At 73.0% G+C, this 19,403-nt stretch carries 13 protein-coding genes; 5 read left to right on the top strand and 8 right to left on the bottom strand.

The genetic code is table 11. The features are described from left to right. Window positions 1–103 precede the first annotated feature (103 nt). From tssH to FHS88_RS13715, 4 genes are all read left to right on the top strand, one after another. Entirely contained in the window at window positions 104–2,773 is a 2,670-nt protein-coding gene (tssH, locus tag FHS88_RS13730; RefSeq protein ID WP_184485599.1) for a type VI secretion system ATPase TssH, read from the top strand. Between the two features lie 72 nt (window positions 2,774–2,845). Next, window positions 2,846–3,337 (top strand): Hcp family type VI secretion system effector, encoded by a 492-nt coding sequence (locus tag FHS88_RS13725; RefSeq protein WP_184485597.1) that lies wholly within the window; start codon window positions 2,846–2,848, stop codon window positions 3,335–3,337. A gap of 104 nt (window positions 3,338–3,441) precedes the next feature. After that, the gene (locus FHS88_RS13720) at window positions 3,442–3,945 is read left to right on the top strand and encodes a type VI secretion system tube protein Hcp (RefSeq protein ID WP_184485595.1); all 504 of its coding nucleotides are present in this window, start codon (window positions 3,442–3,444) and stop codon (window positions 3,943–3,945) included. A 25-nt stretch (window positions 3,946–3,970) separates the two neighbouring features. Further along, window positions 3,971–4,453, top strand: coding sequence for a type VI secretion system tube protein Hcp (locus tag FHS88_RS13715; RefSeq protein ID WP_184485593.1), 483 nt, complete (start codon window positions 3,971–3,973; stop codon window positions 4,451–4,453). Window positions 4,454–4,690: 237 nt separating this feature from the next. On the opposite strand, the gene FHS88_RS13710 is transcribed toward FHS88_RS13715, so the two are convergent. The 8 genes from FHS88_RS13710 to FHS88_RS13675 are packed head-to-tail and all read right to left on the bottom strand — an operon-like array spanning window position 4,691 to window position 17,873. Continuing rightward, window positions 4,691–5,404 carry a PP2C family protein-serine/threonine phosphatase gene (locus tag FHS88_RS13710; protein WP_184485591.1) on the bottom strand — a complete coding sequence of 238 codons (714 nt, stop codon included), beginning with the start codon at window positions 5,402–5,404 and terminating at the stop codon, window positions 4,691–4,693. Next, the gene (tagF, locus tag FHS88_RS13705) at window positions 5,401–6,783 is read right to left on the bottom strand and encodes a type VI secretion system-associated protein TagF (RefSeq protein WP_184485589.1); all 1,383 of its coding nucleotides are present in this window, start codon (window positions 6,781–6,783) and stop codon (window positions 5,401–5,403) included. The genes FHS88_RS13710 and tagF overlap by 4 nt, the downstream gene beginning before the upstream one ends. Further along, window positions 6,762–10,238: a type VI secretion system membrane subunit TssM gene (tssM, locus tag FHS88_RS13700; protein WP_184485587.1), complete on the bottom strand. Its 3,477-nt coding sequence runs from the start codon at window positions 10,236–10,238 to the stop codon at window positions 6,762–6,764. Before tssM ends, tagF begins: the two co-directional genes overlap by 22 nt. 2 nt (window positions 10,239–10,240) lie before the next feature. After that, on the bottom strand, window positions 10,241–11,680 hold the full coding sequence (tssL, locus tag FHS88_RS13695; protein WP_184485585.1) for a type VI secretion system protein TssL, long form: 1,440 nt from the start codon (window positions 11,678–11,680) through the stop codon (window positions 10,241–10,243). 30 nt (window positions 11,681–11,710) lie between these two features. Beyond that, the gene (gene tssK, locus FHS88_RS13690) at window positions 11,711–13,048 is read right to left on the bottom strand and encodes a type VI secretion system baseplate subunit TssK (protein ID WP_184485582.1); all 1,338 of its coding nucleotides are present in this window, start codon (window positions 13,046–13,048) and stop codon (window positions 11,711–11,713) included. Between the two features lie 28 nt (window positions 13,049–13,076). Beyond that, window positions 13,077–15,032, bottom strand: coding sequence for a type VI secretion system-associated FHA domain protein TagH (gene tagH, locus FHS88_RS21105; protein ID WP_184485580.1), 1,956 nt, complete (start codon window positions 15,030–15,032; stop codon window positions 13,077–13,079). 37 nt (window positions 15,033–15,069) lie between these two features. Continuing rightward, window positions 15,070–15,735, bottom strand: a complete 666-nt coding sequence (locus FHS88_RS13680) for a DUF6931 family protein (RefSeq protein ID WP_184485578.1) — start codon at window positions 15,733–15,735, stop codon at window positions 15,070–15,072. Beyond that, complete coding sequence (locus tag FHS88_RS13675) at window positions 15,735–17,873, bottom strand: type VI secretion system Vgr family protein (RefSeq protein ID WP_184485576.1); 2,139 nt, start codon at window positions 17,871–17,873, stop codon at window positions 15,735–15,737. The genes FHS88_RS13680 and FHS88_RS13675 overlap by 1 nt, the downstream gene beginning before the upstream one ends. A gap of 176 nt (window positions 17,874–18,049) precedes the next feature. On the opposite strand from FHS88_RS13675, the gene hemN reads away from it, so the two are divergent. Continuing rightward, window positions 18,050–19,399 carry an oxygen-independent coproporphyrinogen III oxidase gene (hemN, locus tag FHS88_RS13670; protein WP_184485574.1) on the top strand — a complete coding sequence of 450 codons (1,350 nt, stop codon included), beginning with the start codon at window positions 18,050–18,052 and terminating at the stop codon, window positions 19,397–19,399. Window positions 19,400–19,403: the final 4 nt, after the last annotated feature.

The raw sequence follows: 19,403 nt of genomic DNA, 5'->3' as shown, positions 1-19,403 counted from the left end.
CATGCTGGACTTGGTTCGCGCGCCCCCTTACCGTTTGGCCCGCGGATCGGGTGGACCGCCCGCGCAAGGCGCATTTCATCATAAAGCACGAGGCACGTCCGGCATGGTGGCGATCGACCTGAAATCCCTCGTCGGGCGGATGAACGCGCTCACCCGCCGCCAGCTCGAGGCGGCGGCGGGGCTGACCCTCTCGCGCACGCACTACAATGTCGAGGTTGAGCACGTGCTGCTCAAGCTGGTCGAGACCAGCGGCTCGGACGTGGCGGCGGTGCTGCGCAAGGGCGGAGTGGATGCCGGGCGCGTGGCGAACGAGCTCACCCGCGCCCTCGACCGCTTCAAGACCGGCAATGCGCGCGCGCCATCCCTCTCGCCCGACATCGTCTCCTGGCTGCGCGAGGCCTGGCTGCTGACGAGCCTCGAGAGCGGCAGCAACCGGATCCGCTCCGGCCACCTGCTCGCGGTGCTGCTGAACGACGAGACGCTCGGCCGCACGGTGAAGGAGAGCGCGCCCTCCCTGCTCGCGCTGCCGGCCGATGCGGTGCGGCGCAACCTCGGCGAGCTGGCCGAGGGCAGCGAGGAGGCCGCGGAGGCCGCCGCCGAGCCCGCCGCAGGCACCCCCGGCGCCGCCCCGGCCGGCGAGGCGCCGCGCTCGGGCGGGCCGCTCGAGCAGTACTGCACCGAGCTCGTGGCGCAGGCGAAGGCCGGCAAGATCGACCCGATCCTCGGCCGCGACGGCGAGATCCGCCAGATGGTGGATATCCTGACCCGGCGCCGGCAGAACAACCCGATCCTCACCGGCGAGGCGGGCGTGGGCAAGACCGCGGTGGTCGAGGGCCTCGCGCTGCGCATCGCCGCGGGCGACGTGCCGGATGCGCTGAAGGGCGTGAAGCTCTATTCGCTCGACATGGGCCTGCTGCAGGCGGGCGCCGGCGTGAAGGGCGAGTTCGAAAACCGCCTCAAGGGCGTGATCGACGCGGTGAAGGCCTCGCCCACGCCCATCATCATGTTCATCGACGAGGCGCACACGCTGATCGGCGCGGGCGGCGCGGCCGGGCAGAACGATGCGGCCAACCTGTTGAAGCCGGCGCTGGCGCGCGGCGAGCTGCGTTGCATCGCGGCGACCACCTGGGCCGAATACAAGAAGTATTTCGAGAAGGACGCCGCGCTGACCCGCCGCTTCCAGGTGGTGAAGGTCGAGGAGCCGTCCGAGGCGCTGGCCGCGGCGATGCTGCGCGGCCTGGTCGGCACGCTCGAGAAGCATCACGGCGTGCGCATCCTCGACGAGGCGATCACCCAGGCCGTCAAGCTCTCGGCGCGCTACATCCCCGCCCGCCAGCTGCCCGACAAGGGCGTGAGCCTGCTCGACACGGCCTGCGCGCGCGTCGGCATGTCCCAGGCCGCGATCCCCGCCCCGGTCGAGGACCGCCAGCGGCGGCTCTCGCTGATCGACACCGAGCTCGCCGCCATCCGGCGCGAGGAGGCCACGGGCGCCGACCACACCGCGCGGCGCGTCGCGCTCGAGCAGGAGCACGCCAAGGTCTCCGCCGAGCTCGAGGAGGTGATGAACCGCTGGGAGGAGGAGAAGGCACTCGTCGCGAAGATGCGCGACCTCCGCCACCAGATCGAGGCCGCCGCGGTGCCGATGCCTGGCCCCGAAGGACAGCCCGCCGAGACGGTGGACACCGAGGCGCTGAAGAAGGAACTCGCCGAGGCGTCGGAGGCGCTGCACAAGCTGCAGGGCGAGGAGCCGCTGGTCTTCCCGGTGGTGGACGGCCAGGCGGTGGCCGATGTGGTCGGCACCTGGACCGGCATCCCGGTCGGGCGGATGGTCTCGGACGAGATCCATACCGTCCTCAAGCTCAAGGAGCATCTGATGGAGCGCGTGGTCGGCCAGGACCATGCGCTGGACGCGATCGCGCAGGCGATCCGCACCTCGCGCGCCGGGCTGACCGACCCGCGCAAGCCGATCGGCGTCTTCCTGATGGCCGGCACCTCCGGCGTGGGCAAGACCGAGACGGCGCTGGCGGTGGCCGACCTGCTCTATGGCGGCGAGCAGAACATGACCACCATCAACATGAGCGAGTTCAAGGAGGAGCATAAGGTCTCCCTGCTCATGGGCAGCCCGCCCGGCTATGTCGGCTATGGCGAGGGTGGCGTGCTGACCGAGGCGGTGCGCCGGCGCCCCTACAGCGTCATCCTGCTGGACGAGATGGAGAAGGCCCATCCCGGCGTGCAGGACGTGTTCTTCCAGGTCTTCGACAAGGGCCAGATGAAGGACGGCGAGGGGCGCGACATCGACTTCCGCAACACCGTCATCATCATGACCTCGAACGCCGGGACGGAGACGATCGACAAGCTCTGCGCCGACCCCGAGCTCGCGCCCGAGCCGAACGAGCTGCGCGAGGCGCTGATGCCGGACCTGCTGAAGGTCTTCAAGCCCGCCTTCCTCGGGCGCTGCAATGTCGTCATCTACTATCCGCTGCCGCCCGAGATCCTGAAGAAGATCACCGGGCTCAAGCTGCGCAGCATCGGGCGGCGGCTCAAGGAAGCCTACAACGTGCCGCTGCAGGTGGACGACGCGGTGGTGGATGCGATCGTCGAGCGCTGCAAGGAGGTTTCCTCCGGTGCGCGCAACATCGACAACATCCTCAGCCGCACCGTGCTGCCCGAGCTCTCGGCGCGCATCCTCGCGCGCCTCGCGGACGGGCATGAAATCCTTCAGGTGAAGGTGGGCATGAACGACGACGGGTCGTTCCGGTACGACGTCGCCTGAGGTATAGAAAAGGCACTGGGCCGCGGCATAGGGCCGGCGGCAGTGGGGCAGGACGAGAGAGGGACAACGCAGATGCCGATCATGTTCAAGTACCAGTCGATCGACGGCGAGAGCAAGGTCACCGGGTACGAGAAGTACATGGAGGTCAACTCCTTCGACTTCGGCCTCGGCCGCCGCATCACCGCCGGCACCCAGTCCACCCGCGAGGGCGGCACGGTCAGCCTCAGCGAGGTCGTGCTGCGCAAGAAGACCGACAACACGACGGTCAAGTTCTTCCAGGAAGCCTGCAGCGGCATGATGAACAAGAAGGCCGAGATCGCCTTCGTCCGCACCGGCGGCACCAAGAACGAGTACTACCTGAAGTTCGAGCTCGAGGACACCACCATCGCCGGGCTGAACTTCAAGGCGACCGGCGGCCAGGACTCCCGCCCCGAGGAGACGCTGCACCTGAACTTCAACAAGTGCACGATCCACTACAATCCGGTGGGCAACGACTTCACCGGCTCGCCCTCGAACGCCTACTGGAACATCGGCGAGTCGAAGGGCACCGGGCCGGTCACCTGATCGGCCGCGCCCCGGCTTTCGTGCACCACCAAGGCCCGGCCATGCCGTCCGGAACGCTCCGGGCGGCATGCGCTTAGCGGCCGAGCCATCCGAGGGCCGCACCCATGGCGCAAGGCAGCGACGCCGGCTCGGTGTTCATGTGCTTCGGCAGCCTGCCCGGCGACGCGCAGGCGCCCGGCCAGATCAGCAAATCCCCGGCGAGCGGTGGCTGGATCAGGCTCCTGTCCTGCCAATGGTCCGGCAGCATCAACTACGGGGCGCGCTCCGCCGACGGCGTGTCGGACGCGGCCGATGCCTCGCCCGTCGTCATCACCAAGGTCACCGACTCCTCCTCCACCGGCCTGTTGCGTCAGGCGATCCTCGGGGATTTCAGGAACAGCGCGGTGATCGTCTTCATCCGGACGGGCAGCGGCGGCAAGCCGGACGAGTATCTGCGCCTCGAGCTCGAGAATTGCGGCATCGTCGATTTCGGCATCGCCAACCACGACGGCGAGCGGAGCACCGAGACCTACACCATCCAGTACGGCGCGATGGATGTGCGCTCCTTCAGCTTCGAGGGGGCAAGCCAGCGCAACCAGGTCTCCTACACCATCGTGAACCAGGGCTGACGCGGGGGCACTCGGAGGAACCACCATGGCGCTCGTGATGTTCCTGCCGGGCATTCCCGGCGAATGCGACATCGACGGCTACAAGAAGTGGCACGTCACCGCCGGCTTCACCTGGGGCGGGTCGCGCACGCTGCGCTCGCAGGCCGCGCGCGGCACACGCGGGGAGACGAAGGTTTCCGCGCCGCAGTTGCGCAACATCGCGGTGCGGCGGCTGGCTGACGGGCACAGCGCCTCCCTCTGGCAGCAGATGTTCACAAGACGCGAATTCGACGAGGTGAAGTTCGAGTGGCTGCGCACCGGCGCGGGCAAGCCGGTGTCCTATTTCTCGGCCGCGTTCCGTCTCGCGCGCATCATCTCGATTAGCGCCGTCTCCGAGGGCGCCAAGCCGGTCGAGGAGATCGCCTTCCTCTACAAGGAGGTCACGATCGGCGTGACGAATGTGGGCAACAGGCTCACCGGCGCGCAGGACATCGTGACCTACAGCGTGCCGACGAACGTCCTGGCGTGAATGGCGCGCATCCCGCCCGGTCGGGGCGGGGCCGCGCAAGACGCCTGCGCTCCTGATGCCTGCGGGCGAAAGACCCGTGATCCTGCCCTCACGCCCTGCGCGGACGGCCGACCTGCCGCGCGAGACGTGGGCGGCGGATTCCTCACCTTGCATGCACGCGGCGCTCGCGGCCGCGTCACCCGCACACCGCATCGCCAACACGCCCGGCGCATGAAGGCCGGATGCGGCCGGGGCGCGTCAGGCGCGGCAATCCACGCCGATCGCGCTCACATTGTCCCGCGCGCCGCGCGCGACCGCGGCCATCACGATCGCCTCGGCATCGGCGCCGGCGCCGAGCATGGCGGCGATCTCCTCCTCGCTCATGGTCTTGAACAGGCCGTCGGTGCAGAGGAGGAAGCGGTCGCCCTCGACGATGCGGCCCGAGACCTTGTCGAGTTCGAGCTCGCCCTGGGCGCCGACCGCGCGGGTGATGACATTGGCCTGGGGGTGGCTCTCGGCCTCCTCCTCGCGCAACGCGCCCTGGTCCACGAGTTCCTGCACCAGGCTGTGGTCGCGCGTCACGCGCGTCAGCGTGCCGGCGCGCAGCAGATAGGCGCGCGAATCGCCCGCCCAGAGCATGGCGAAATGGTCCCCGCGCGCGAGCATGATCACGACGGTGGAGGCGAGGATGCGCCCCGGCCCGCGCTGCGCCGCCTCCTCCTGCAGTTCGCGGTGGACGGCGGCCAGGCGCAGCCGCACCTGCGCCAGCAGTTCCGCCGCAGAGAGGCCGGCCGGCACGGCGCGCATCGCATCCACGATGGCCGCCGAGGCCACATCCCCCGCGCCATGCCCCCCCGCCCCGTCGGCGACGACCCAGAGGCCGATATCCGCCCTGTCGAGCAGCGCATCCTCGTTGCGGGGCCGCACGGCGCCGGCATGGGTGGCGGCATGGGAGAGGAGGCGCCAGGTCATGCGTCGGCTTCCAGCAGGCTGACGAAGTCGGAGGCGGGCGGAAGGCGGGGGATGGCGCGCACGCAGGCCGGCACGCGCGCCGCGCCCCGCGTCCACCACCCGCCGCCCGGCGGCGCGGAAGGCGCCGGATCACCGCGCGGCATCAGCGGGGCGGAGGGCGCCGGCGCCGGCCCGGATGCGGCGGCGGATCCCTCGCCGGCCAGGAAGGGGAGCGTGCCGCCGGCCGCCGAAAGCGGATCCTGCATGGCCGCGACGGACGCCGATGAATCGGCGCCGTCGCCGGACAGCGCGAGCACGCCGCCGGGCGTGTTTGGCGGCGGATCGCCACCGGCCGCGAGGCGCGAGCCCGCATCCCGCGTCAGCAGCACGAGGACATCCGCGCCCCCGCCGTCCGCATCGCCTGGCACGGGCTGATCCCCGGCCATGGCACCGGGCAGCGCGGCCGGCGCCCAGGGATCGGGGGCGCCCCCCGATGCACGACCTGCGGCGTTGCCCGCGCTGTTGGGGGAATCCGCGTTCCCGCGCTCAGGCCCGGCGCGATCCCCGCCCCCCGCGAACAGCGCCAGCACATCCGCGCTGTCATGGCCGCCCGGCGCAGGAAAGGCGGCCGCCGATCCGCCGGGCAGACCTGCCGGATTCGCGGCATCGCCCGCCGGCGGGTCCGCCGCGCCGAGCAACGCCAGCACATCCGCGCTGTCCCCGCCGCCCGGCGCCGAGACCGACGGCTCCGATCCGCCAGGGAGGGGCGCAGGGTGGGCGGCATCACCCAAGGCGCGAGGGCCGCCACCGAGCAGCGCCAGCACGTCGCCCGGCTCATCCTGCGGCGTGGCTTCGGGGGCGTCTCCCACGGGCGCCGGCGCGACGGTCTCCCAGGCGGCGGCCCAGGCTGCCGGGTCCGGTGCGGCGGTCTCCGCCGCCCCTGCCGCGCCGTCATCCAGCGGCAGGGCCGCGACCACGGCATCGCCGGGGCGCGGAATGGCCGCGAGCAGCGCGTCGGCATCGGCACGGCCGCGCCGGCCGGCAATGGCAGCGGCCTCCAACGCCGCGAACCACGCCTCCTCCGGCGTCGGCGCGCCGGGCGGCAGCAGGGCGGCGAGGGTGATCGGGAAGCGGCGGCCGACCATGTCCTCGCTCGCGAGCATCACGCCCGCCACCGCATCCGGCCCGCAAGCGCCGGCCGGCAGGGCGAAGCGCCAGGCGGGCGCGCCGTCCCAGGCCTCGGCCCAGCGCGGCCCGAGCCGCTCCCGCGCCGCCGCCATGCCGTGCTGCAGCCACTCGTCCCAGGGGCCGACGAAGCTCGTGGGCAGGCCGCGGCGCACGAAATCGCCATGCGCCGGGACCTTGCCGTAGAGGCCCGTCAGGGGGCGAGGGTCGGGCATCGGAAGGCCCCAAGCTCCGCAAGGCCGAAGGGATGCTGCGTGCTGCCCGCGCGCAGTTCGAAGTCGATCACGCGGTCGCCCTGCTGCACGCGCAGGCGCAGCCGCTCCGGCGAGGGGCCGCGCGCGAGCGTGCTGCCGCGCCGCATCACGAGGCGCAGCGCCGACCACGCACCGTCATAGGCGAGCGGCCCGACCGTGGAGGGCGGGTCGAAGGTCAGCGTGGTGTTGCCGCGCGCAGGCCAGGCCAGGGCGATGGGCCGGAACGGCCCGCCGCGGGTGATCTCGGTGCGCGTGCCCTCGGCCTCGAGCGTGGCGGACATCGCACCCGGGTCCATGCCCTGCGGCACCAGCTCGAATCGCAGGCCGATCGAGGCGACGCCGGGGAAGAAGGCGTCGCGGATGGCGCGCGCACGCTGGAACTGCATCAGGTCCGCCGCGCTGATCGGCGGCGGCAGCCCGTCGGTCGCCACCGGCCGCCAGGGCAGGCTCGTCGTGTCCACATAGGGGCGCACATTCTGGGTGAAGAACTGGTCGAACACGCCGCCCGGCCCGAACAGGCGGATGAAGTCGTCCACCGGCATGTCCTGCGTGGCGTTCGGGTTGAAGGGGAAGCGCTGCTCGACGCCGCGGCAGAAAGGCGTGAGCTGCTGCGCCCCCGCCGCGGCGAGCGCGGCCTTCGCCCCGCCGCCCCGCGCCGCCGCGGTGGCGGTGACCATGCCGTTCAGCCAGCGCTGGAGCGGCTGGGGCTGGCGCGCGGCCTCGGCCTGAAGGCGCTGGCCGGGATCGAGCCCCGCGGCCGGCGGCGGCAGCGTGCCCGGCGGCGCGGTGGCGAGGCGCTGCACCTGCACGAAGAGGTCGTTGACGATTCGCAGCACGTCGTCGAGCGGCTGGCCAGCGGCGGTGCGCAGCGCCTCGAACATGGGCTCGACGATCTCGGCCACCGGCTCGGCGCCGGTCGGCTCGGGCGGCTGGGCCGGCTGGCCGGCCTGGGCGGCGGGCCGCGGCTGCGCCCCCGGCCGCGTCCAGCCCTGCGGCGGCGTGCCCACCGACACCTGCCGCGCAATGGCGCGCAGCAGGTCCTTGATGGGCGAGTTGGGCGCGCCGAGCAGGTTCAGCGCCTCGGCCTGCTGCGCGAGTTGCGGTGGCAGCGGGGTGAGGTTGAGGTCGTCGAGCAGCGCCTGCCACTGCCGCGCGTACTCCCGCGCGTAGAGGCGCAGCACCTGCTGTTCCAGCTGCACGGGGTCGTCCGTGCCCAGATTGGCGCCCTCCTGGCCCAGCACCCAGTACTCCGCCACGCCCTCGCGCACCGCCTGGCCGAGCACCGGCAGCAGCCCGCGATAGAGCCCGTCCAGCGTGTAGAAGCCGGGCACGCCCTCGGTCAGCGGCTGGCCGGAGGCGCGCACGAAGTAGCGCTGCCCCGCCTGGCCGAGCGCATCGGCCGGCCGCCAGGGCTGGATCCCCTGCCCCGCCGAGGCCGCCACGGTCTGCAGGCGGGAATAGACGCGCTCGGCGAGCGGCAGGCGCGAGAAGATGCGCCGCGCCGCGTCCACCAGCGCGCCATCCACCGGGTAGCGGTGGAAGTTGCGCGCGAGCGTCGCGTCGAGATGGGCCATCAGCGCATCGCGCGTCGGCTGGTTCACCGCGCCGGGGAAGGTCCGCAGCCAGTCCCGCGCGAACCAGGCCTTGATGACCTCGACATCCACCGGCCCTTCCTGGCCGAGCATCAGGTAGGCGCGCGTCGCGTCGTAGAGCTCGTCGGGCCGCTGGAAGGAGCCGCGGATGACGAACTCCAGCCGCGCGAGCAGCCGCGGCAGGAAGGAGCGGTCGAGCGCGCGGCGATAGGCCGCGTTCGCGCCGGCGACGAGCTTTTCCTCCTGGCTGAGGCCGAGCCCCGCGCCCTCCCCGCGCGCCGCGGGCGGCAGGTCGCGCGCGGCGGCGAGATAGGGCAGGACACGCTGGAACTCGGCCTCGGTGATGCGGTCGAAGGGAATGCCCTGGGCGGCCTGCTCGGCGCGGGCGATCTGCTCGGCGAGGCGCGCGGCGCGGGCCTGCTCGCGCGCATGGGCGAGGTAGCCGTAGGCGCCGCCGGCCGCGATGACGAGGCCGGCGAGCGACCAGGCCGCGATGGCGACGACGCGCCGGCGCTTGTCGGCCTTGCGGTCGTTGGAGGCGAGCCGCGCCTCGTTGAACACCACGTCCTTGAGCAGCCGGTGGATGAAGTAGGCGCGGCCCTTCTGCTGCATCACCGCCGCGGGGCGGCGCGGATCGAGTCCGAAGGAACGCGACAGCGCCCCGGCCAGCCGGTCGAGCGGGCTGCCCTCCTGCGTGCCCGAGGTGAAATAGACCCCGCGCAGCATCGGCGCGGGGTCGAGCCGTGTGCCGCCGAAGGCCGCGGCGATGAAGGCCGAGAGCGGCGCCTCGAGCGAGACGAACTGCGCCGGGAAGCCCTGCAGCGCCGCGCGCTGCTGCGGGCCGCGCTCGTTCTGCAGCCGCTCGATCACGCGGTCGTTCACCCGGCCGAGCAGGGCCTGGAACTCCTCGGGGAACCGCGCCGCGTGGCCGGCCTCGCCCGCGCCCTCGAGCGGGAAGGTGACGCCCCAGACCTGCTCGCGCCCCGTCTTGTCGAGGTCGTCGAAGAACTCCATGAAGCCCGAGATCAGGTCGGCCTTGCTGACCATGAAATAGACCGGCAGGCGCTGGCCGAGCTTCTCCTCCAGTTCCTTGATGCGGCGGCGCACGGCCCGCGCATGGCCCTCGCGCTCGGCCGGACCAAGGCGGGAGATCATGTCCACGCCGAAGGTCACCAGCACGCCGTTGAGCGGCAGGCGCGGGCGGTTCTTCTTGAGCAGGCCGAGGAAGCGCTCCCAGCCCGCCTTGTCGGCGGCCGCGTCGGAATCCTGGGTGGTGTAGCGCCCGGCCGTGTCGATCAGCACGGCGGTATCCGTCAGCCACCATTCGCACAGCCGCGTGCCGCCCACGCCCTGCAGCTTGCCGCCGTCGGAGAGCGGGAAGTCGAGGCCGGAATTGGCGAGCGCCGTCGTCTTGCCCGAGCCCGGCGGGCCGATGATGACATACCAGGGCTGCTCGTAGAGGAAGCCGCCCTTCCGGCCGGAGGCGGCCTTGAGGCGGTCGAGCGCGGCGGTCAGCCGCTCGCGCATCTCGGCCTCCTCCTCCGCGGCGCGGTCGGCGCCGGGGTCGGGGGCGGCGATGCCGGCCACCAGCAGCGCATCGCGCCTGGCGCGCCGCCGCCCCGTGATCCACAGCACGGCCAGCACCACCAGGAAGAGGATGACGCACACCGCCATGCGGTGCATCTCGGTCTCGAGCGGGCGGAAGCCGCCGATATCGATCATCGGCCCGAACAGCCAGACGATCGGCAGCAGCAGCATCACCGCCATGAGCGCGGCGAGCGCCCGCCCGGTCATGAAGGGACGGAAGACCTCCAGCACCTGCATGGTCAGCGCGTCCCCCTCAGCAGCACGACCTCGATGCGCCGGTTCTCCTCGCGGCCCTCGGCGGTGCGGTTGTCGGCGATGGGCTCGGCATCGGCGCGGCCCTCGACGGTGAAGCGGCCCAAATCCCCGGTGGCGGCGGCGATGATCGCGGCCGCCGCCTCGGCGCGGGCCGAGGAGAGATGGAAGTTCGACGGGAAGCGCACCGTGCGGATCGGCTGGTTGTCGGAATGGCCGATCACCATCACGCGGCCGGGCTCGGTGCGCAGCCCCTCCCCGATGCGCTGGAGCATCGGCACGAAGCGCGGCTCCACCGTGGCCGAGCCGGAGGCGAACATGCCGCGCCCCTTGATGCGCACGGTCACCGAGCGCCCGTCGCCGAACACGGTGAGCAGGCCCTGGTCGATCTCGGGCTTGAGGAACTCCCGCAGCGTGACGAGGAAGTCGGGCGGGGGCGGCGGCACGTAGGCGGGCGGCGGGGGCGGCGGCGCGGGCGGGCGGGGTGGCGCCTGGCGCTCGATCTCGGGGATGCGCCCCGGCGGCAGGGCCGCGAGGCGTTCATAGAGCCCGTCCGAGCCCTCGTTCATCGCATTCGCGAGCCAGGCATAGCCCATGCCGAGGGCGAAGACCGCGACGCAGGCCGCAACCCAGGCGGGGATGCCCCGCCGCGGCCCGCGATGCGGCGCGTCCACGCCGCGCCAGCGCGGCGAGAGTTCGCGCTCCCAGGGCGGGCGCACCTGCGTCAGGAGCTGGTAGAGCCCGGTGCGGATCTGGTCGAGCTCCGAGGCGCCGCGCGGCGAGAGCCGGTAGCGCCCCTGGAAGCCGAGGGCGAGGCAGAGATAGGTCACCTCCAGCGCGTCGCGCCAGCGCCCGGGGTCCTTCTGCATCCCGGCCAGCACGTCGAAGAAGCGGTCGCCCGACTTCACCTCCTGATGGAAGGTCGCGACCATGGACTGCACGGACCACACGCTGCCCTGCCCCCAGGCATAGGACAGCACCACGTCGTCGAGGCTCGCGCACAGGATGTAGTGCGCGGCGCGGATCTGCTCGGCGCTGATGCCGGCATCGCGCGCGTCGATCTCGAACTGGCGCAGCGCGCGCACCGCGCGTTCGCGCAACTCCCCGCCCTGCGGCGGGGCGGTCATGCCGGCATTGGCGAGCCGGCCGAGCAGGTCGAGCAGCGGCTGCGCGGCCGCGGCGAGCGGGCCGATGCCGACCTTGGGTATCGCCTCCGCCTCGCCGGCGAGGCGCGGGGCGGCCTCGGCGCCGCCCATCGCGGGGCCGGCGCCGGAGGGCAGCCCGCCCATGCCGCCGACCGGGCCGCCGGACGCGCCTGGCGGCGGGAAGCCCGGCGAGGGCTGCGGCCGGGGCGGCGGCGCCCCGCCCGGCCCACGCACGACCGTGCGGTCGCTGTCATTGGGTTCGGCGAAGGGGTTGTCGCTCATGGCGCGGCGTCCTTCGGGTCAGGGCGGGGCTCAGCCCCGGATCGCCCAGAGTTCCATCTTGAGGTTCGGGAACTCGCCGGAGACATGGATGGCGAAGGCCCCGGAATTCTGCATCTGCGCCCAGTGCGGGCTGCCGCGGTCGAGCTCGAAATAGACGGCCGAGGCGTGGAAGGGGATCTGCCGCGGCGCCACCGGCAGCGGGCGGACCTGGATGCCGGGCAGCGCGACATTGACCAGCTCGCGGATGTGCTCGACCGCGCCGATCTTGACCTGGTTGGGGAAGATCCGGCGGAGCTGCTCGGTCGGCATGTCCGCCTGCACCGAAAGCACGAACTGGCTCGCGCGCAGCAGGTTGCGGTCCACGATGGGCCCGACGCGCACGCCGAACTGGCGTTCCTGCAGCGGGATCGCGACCGCGTTCGTCTCGAGCACCATGGACAGGCTGCGCCGCAGGTCGGCGACCACGGGGGCGAAGGAGCGCTGCAGGTCCTCGTGCCGGTAGGCCGGGTAGGTCGCGGCCATCCGCCTGGGGTCGGTGAAGGTGGCGAGTTCCCCCGCGAGCTGCACCAGCGCGGCATAGAGCGATTCCGGGTGGACATTCCCGGCATCGGCCCAGTGGGCGAGCAGCGGCTGCCAGCGGTTGACGGCCTGCAGCAGCAGGAAATCCGCCACCTCGGCGACGCCGCGCGCGCCGGGCTGCGAAAGCCGCGCGCCCAGCGCCTCGGCCCGCTGGCCGAGCATGCCGACCAGCTCCCCCACCAGGTTGGCCAGCGGCGGCGTGGCCGAGACGCGCAGGCAGGGCGGGATGAAGCGCTCATCCACCACCACGCGGCGGTCCGCCTGCACCTCGACCACGCGCGTCAGGCCGATGGTGGTGAAGCCCGCGCGTTCCTCCGTCTCGAGCATGAAGCGCAGGCGCGGGCGGCCGACCTGCAGCTCGGCCGGCACGGTGGCGTCCGAATGGGTGTCGAAGGCCTCGAAGCCGCGCATGCCGTAGCGGGCGGCGGCGGTGTCAGGGCCTTCGGTGAAGGCGACCTCGGGGCTGCCCGGCTGGCGCACCGGCAGGGCGAGGAAGACCACGCAGTTGCGCGTGCCCTCGGGCAGGTCGAGCGGCGGCGGCTGGTCGGCATGGCCGGGCACCGAGAAAGGCGTCCCATCCTCAAAGATGCCGGTCGCCGAGGCGATGGCGAACTTGCCGGCGGCGAGCAGGTCGCGGTCGAGGGAGAGTTCGGTGATGCCCCAGGGGTGCGGGCGCAGCGGCGCGGCGCGCGCCTGCAGCATCCATTCGAAGTGCCGGTCCTGCTGCTGGAAGTGCTGGGCGCGGAGGAACATGCCCTCCTGCCAGACCACCTTGTCGTGCCACAGCATCCCTGCCCTGCCCCCCTGCCCCTCGGCCTTATCGGTCGCGCCGCGATGCCTGTTCGTAGGCGCGGGCGAACTCCTTGCCGAAGGCGCTGTCGAAATCGTCGTCGAACTGCTCGGTCACCTGCTGGTGGAGACGTTTGTAGGCCTCCCAGAGCCGCTTGTCCTTGCTGGCGAAGAGGCCGCCTCCGCCGCCGCCCTCCTGCGCCTCGATCCCCTCGGGGGCGAGGCGCGCGAGCAGGGCGCGCGCGGCGGCCTGGGTGGCGGCGAGTGTGGCGACCTGGTGCGCGGTCAGGTCCTCGACCGTCTCGCGCACGGCGCGCGGGCCGGTCTGCGGGCCGGCGGAGAGCAGGGCGGCGAGCGCCTGCTCGTCCGAGGCCGCGAACTTCACCGGGTTGTTGCCGGCCGAGCGGAGCATGGTCTGCTCGATGCGGAACTCGCGCTTCACGTCGGCGCGGGCGATCAGGAGCTGGCGCAGCCCGGAGATCGCCGCGTGGAAGGCCGCGCCGAGCGCGCGCAGGGCGGCGTCGGGGTCGGTGTTGGCGGCGAGGTGCGCCGGCAGCCCCGCGCCGGCGAGGAAGGCGGCGAGGCCGGACTCGCCCCCGCCATGGGCGGCGGCCGCGCGGGGAGCGGGCGGCGCCTCGGGCGCGGCCACGGGGGGTGGCGTGGCCACCGTGGGCGATGGCCGGTGCGGCTCGGCGAAGGGATCGGCGTCGCGGCCGTGCGGCACGCCGGCGGGCGGGTGGGGTGCGAAGGCCTCGGGCGCCGGGGCGCGGGGCGGAGCGGCCGGGGGCGGCCCGTGCGGCGGCGGGCCGGCCGGGCTTGCGAAGGGGTCCGGCCCCGGCGGCGGGGCGGCGGGGCCGGGCGGGAAGCGCGGCGGCTGCGCGAAGGGGTCGGCGGCCGGCGCAGGGGCCACGGGCGGCGGCGCGAAACCGGGCGGGCTGGCGTAGGGGCTGCCGCCTGGAGGCGCGGCCGGGGGCGGCGGGGCAAAGCCCGGTGGGCTGGAGAAGGGATCGGCAGCGGGCGGGGCGCCGTGCGGCGGGCCGTGGAGCGGTGGCGCGGCTGGCGGGTGCGGCGCGGCGAAAGGGTCGGCGCCGGGGCGCGGCGGCGGCGCGGCGAAGGGGTCGGCGCCGGGGCGCGTGGGCGGGGCGGGCGCCGGCGAGAGGTCGATGTTCCAGTCGTCCGGGATGCGCGTGGCCCCGCCGGATGGCGGGGGTGGCGCGGCCATGGGCGTGCTCGGCGTCGGGCCGACATCCCACTGGTCGGGGATGACCGGCACCTGCTGCATCGGCCTGGGCGGCAGGAAGGCGTCGGAGGTCGAGGGACGGTGGTCCGGCATCGCCGGCCCCTCGTTCAGCGGGTCGAAATCCGCCGGCAGGCCCGAGCCGCTGGGCAGGCCGGGCATGCCGGGCGCCGGCGGCTTCGCGCCGAGGAAGGGGTCGCCCGGCAGGCGCGGCTGCAGGGGCTCGTCGCGCGGCGGGGGCGCGCCCCAGGCCTGCTCGGGCGGCGGCCCCCAGCCGGCGGCGGGCGGCTGCGCCGGTGCTGCGGCCCAGCCCGGGGAGGCGGGCGGCGCGGCGTCCCAGCCGCCGCCGATGGCCCCGCCGCCCGCCACGCCGGGCAGCGCCCCGCCGGGCATCCCGCCCGCCCAGGCGGAACCGGCGGACTGGCCCCCGGCCATGGCGAGGCGGACCTCGATCTCGTAGGGGCCGAGGCGCAGGCGGTCGCCATCCTCGAGCATCTTCACCTGGTCGCGCCCGACCGGGGCGGTGGCGTGGTTGACGAAGGTGCCGTTGGTCGAGAGGTCGCGCACCTGCCAGCCGCCGCCGCGGAACTCCACGACGCAATGGTGCTTCGAGAGGAGCCGGTCGGGGTCCGGCAGCACCCAGTTCGCATCCGCCCCGCGGCCGATGACGTAGTCGCCCCCGGGCACGCGGCGCTGTTCGGGCACCACGCTGTCGGGGCAGCGGATCATCGTCAGGGTCAGTTCCATCGGCGCATTCCTGTGGCCGGGCGCGGCGCGGCGAGCCTCACCCCGGCCTCGGGACGGGCGCGGGGCGGGGGGCGGTGAGCGGCGGGGCGGCGGCCTGCGGGGCGGGCGGCGGCGGGGGCGGATCCTCGGGCTGCAGGCGCCCGGCGCCGCCGCCGGCGATGTCGCGCGCGCTGGCGAGGAACTTCTCGAGCCTTTCCTTCTGCCGGACGGGGGTATGGCGGACCGAGGCCAGCATCACCGCGCCCGCCACCGCCGTGCCGGTGAGGTGCTCGGGCGGCGGGACGATCGGTTGGCCCTCCCCGGCCATGGAGCCGCCGCTCCAGAAGGCGGCCTTCGCCACCCAGGCTTCGGGCGTGGAGAAGCCGGTCTTGTCGGCGGCGGCGGCGGCGGCGCGGCGGGATGCCTCGTCGGGGCGGCGGACCCAGGCCTCGGCGGCCTCGAGCGCGGCAGCATCGGCCGCCGGCAGGGCGGCGTCGGGCACCGCGCGGGCGCACATGCAGCCCCACCACACGGCCTCGCGCCGCGGCAGGGCATGGGCGCAGACCTTCATCGCATCCGGCAGGCGGCCGGCGGCGACGAGGCGCTCGACGGCCAGGGCCGCAGAATCGGCGCCGGCGATGGCGGCCAGGCCATCGCCGTCGAGTTCGAGCCGCGGGAGCAGGGGCTCCAGCGGCACCGCGAGCTTGGGCGGGATCTGGGTCATCAGTTGATGAGCACGAAGCCCCCCTTGATCGTCGTGATCGCGTTGCCCTCGACATTGGTGAAGGTGCCGCCGACCTTGGCGGACAGGCCGGCCTTCGCCTCGAACGACAGCGACGCGTCGATCTTGACCGACATGCCTTTGATCGTCACCCCGCTGTGGTCGATCTTCACGCTCGAGGCGCCGACCTTCAGCTCGATGCTCTGCCCGGCCGACATCTCGATCTTGCCCGCGCCGGCATTGATCGTGATGTTGCCCAGCGAGACGGTCTGAGTCGAATCGCCCTGGTCGACCTGCACGATGTGGTCGCCCTGCTCGACGATGACCTCGTTGTCGCCCTGGTTCACGACCAGGACATGGTCGCCCTTGCTGACGAAGGTCGAGTGATCGCCTTCCCCGATGGTGATCTGGCGATCGCCCTTCGCGATGTCCACGAAGTCGTCACCTTCCTGGACCATGCGGACATAGTCGCCCTTGGTGACGTTCGTGAAGAAATCGCCGCCGTCCTCGGCCGTGCCGACGGAGACGATCTTGTCGCCCTTGCGGAGCAGGTAGGTGTCGTCGCCGTCGAAATTGCCGACATTGATCGTCTCGGTCCTGGCGTTCTTGACCAGGACGTTCATGTTCTTCTCGGCCTGGAGATAGACCTCCTCCGAGCCCTTCTTGTCGTCGAAATAGAGGATGTTGGCGTTGTTCGCCCCGCCGCCCTTGGATGAACGGGTGTGGAAGCCGCTGCGCTCCTTCTTCGAGGGCATCGGGAAGGAGCCCGGCGGGGGCGCGTCGTCGCTGTAGAGCGAACCGACGATGATCGGCTTGTCGGGGTCGCCGTCCACGAAGCCGACCAGCACCTCGTCCCCGATGCGCGGCAGGAAGAAGGCGCCGCCCCACTTGCCCGCATAGGGCTGGGCGACCCGGACCCAGATCTCGCAGGCCGTCTCGTCCTTCGGCCAGTGGCGGTCCCACAGGAAGCGGATCTTCACCCGGCCGTACTTGTCGGTGAGGATCTCCTCGCCGCGCGGGCCCACCACCACAGCGGATTGCAGGCCGGGCACCACCGGCCGCGGCCGCGGCGCGGGCGGGCGGAAGGGGCGGTCGTCCGGCATCATGGTGATGGCGCAGGAATAGCCGGCCCCCGCGCCGTCGGTGATGTGCGTCTCGTCGAAGCCGCTGTGGACCACTCGCGTCAGGATGAAGGTCTTGGTCGCCGGATCGTTCGGGTCGAGCTGCACGTCGATCTTGCAGCCTGCGACCAGCGCCGGGTCGTGCCCGGTCGCGCGCGCGATGTCCGCCTCCGCCTCGAAGGTCTGCATGATGTAGAGGGAGGGATCGGCATCGGGCTTGGTGTGCTGCCCGCCGGGCCAGACGAACATCTCGTAGGAGGCGTCGTTCTGCACCTCGGTGAGGATGGTCGTGGTGGTCGAATCGGGCAGGTTGGACGGCTTGATCTGGTCGTAGTCCACCGTGCGCACCGCGCCCGGCTGCTGCCCGGTCCGCAGGCTGAATCCGGTCAGCGCGTCCCAGTGGCTGGTGCCCGACATCACCTTGTAGGGACCGGCCGAGATCGGCTGGAAATCGGCCGCGGAGGAGGCGACCAGCATGGTGTGGTCGTTCTCCCCGTGCAGGAAGTAGTAGCCGCAGCCGGTCTCGTCCATCAGCCGCTGGCAGAAGTCGAAATCCGTCTCGTTGTACTGCATGCAGTACTTGCGCGGCGTATCGGGCGCCGACATGAAGGAGGGCACGCCGGCCCCGCCTTCCGAGGCGAGCTTCTTCACGATCGCCGGCACCGACTGGTTCTGGAACACGCGGCAGTTGGACTTGCGCGTGAGGTGCCAGAAGGAGGGGACGATCTCGATCCCGTAGGCGCTCCAGCGCGTCCCGAACCGCCCGATCCGGCGGAAGGCGGAGATCACGCCGTTGAAGTAGCGCGGCTGCTCGCCGAGGCCGCGGGCGACGCTGACCGTCGCGGTATGGCCGATGACGTCGGCCGCCTTCACCCCATGGTCGAGGGAAAGGACTTCCGCCTGCACGAGGAAGAGGCGCGATATCGCCTCCACGGCCTCGAACCGGCGCAGCACGAAGGTCTTGTCGGTCGACGTGCTGATCGCCAGCAGGCGCGGCTCCTGACTGAGCTCGACGGACATGAACTGCTCCTCTGCCCCGGCGGCAGCATAGCCGCGCAACTTCGCCGGGTGGAACAGCCGCCCCCGGGGTCCGGTGCGGCCGGGTGAAGCGTTTCAGCCTTTGCCCGGCGCGGGAAGGGGGGCCAGACTTGCGCGAGCGCAAGGCGTGAGCCGGATCACAGGCCCAACCTGTTGCCATGCAGGATGCCGCCCCGCCCTCGCGCGACGCCCTCGCGCGGCTCGCCGCGATGCCGCTGCCGCGCTACACGAGCTACCCGACCGCGCCGCATTTCGGCCCGCTGGACGCGGAGACCCTCGCCGGCTGGCTGGCCGAGGCGGGGGAGCGGGACACGCTCTCGCTCTACGTCCATGTCCCCTTCTGCCATGCGCTCTGCTGGTATTGCGGCTGCCATACGGCGGTGACGCGCTCCGCCGCCCGCATCGGGCGCTACCGCGCGGCGCTGGAGCGGGAGGCGGCGCTGGCCGCCGGGCTGCTGCCCGGCCATGGCGGCGTGGCGGCGCTGCATCTGGGCGGCGGCACGCCGACGGCGCTCGGCGCGGAGGGGCTGCGCTCCCTGGTCCGCACCCTGCGCGGCCTCTTCGCCTTCCGCGAGGGGGCGGAGATCGCCGCCGAACTCGACCCGCGGACCCTGCCGCCGGGGATGATCGAGGCGCTCGCCGAGCTCGGCCTGACCCGGGCGAGCCTCGGCGTGCAGGATGTCACGCCCGCCGTGCAGGAGCGGATCGGCCGCGTGCAGCCCGCCGCGCAGGTCGAGGCGGCGGTGGCGGGCCTCCGCCGGGCCGGCATCGCGCACATCAACATGGACCTGATCTACGGCCTGCCGGGGCAGGAGGTGGCCGAGGTCGAGGCTTCGGCGCGCTTCGCCGCCGATTGCGGGGCCGACCGGGTCGCGGTGTTCGGCTATGCCCATGTGCCCTGGATGAAGCCGCACCAGAAGGCGATCCGCGCGGAGGACCTGCCCGGCGCCGCGCTCAGGATGCGCCAGGCCGAGGCGGCGGCGCGGGTGCTGACGGAGGCGGGCTATGTGGCGATCGGCCTCGACCATTTCGCGCGGCCGGGGGATGCGATGGCGCGCGCGGCGCGGGAAGGCCGCCTGCGGCGCAACTTCCAGGGCTATACGACGGACCAGGCGCCCTTCCTGCTGGGCTTCGGCGCCTCCGCCATCTCGCGCACGCCGCGGGGCTATGCGCAGAACGCGGCGGATGAGCGCGCCTGGCTCGCGGCGGTGGAGGCCGGGCGGCTGCCGGTCGCGCGCGGCCGTGCGCTGAGCGCGGAGGACATCCTGCGCGCCGCGGCGATCGAGCGCATCATGTGCGACGCCGCGCTCGACACCGCCGCGCTGCCGCGCGAGCTGCTGGCGAGCGCGGCCGGGCGGCTTGCGGAACTCGAACGCGACGGGCTCGTCCGGCGGGAGGCGGGCCGGGTGGCCGCGACGCCGGCCGGGCGGCCCTTCCTGCGGCATTTCGCGGCCTGCTTCGACGCCTATCTCGCGCCCGCCCCGGCGCGGCACAGCGCCGCGGTCTAAGGCA

This window comes from Neoroseomonas alkaliterrae (genome assembly GCF_014199195.1).
Classification (GTDB): Bacteria; Pseudomonadota; Alphaproteobacteria; order Acetobacterales; family Acetobacteraceae; genus Neoroseomonas; species Neoroseomonas alkaliterrae.
Note: the sequence above shows the minus strand (reverse complement) of the source record. Positions and strands in the feature narration are given on the sequence as shown.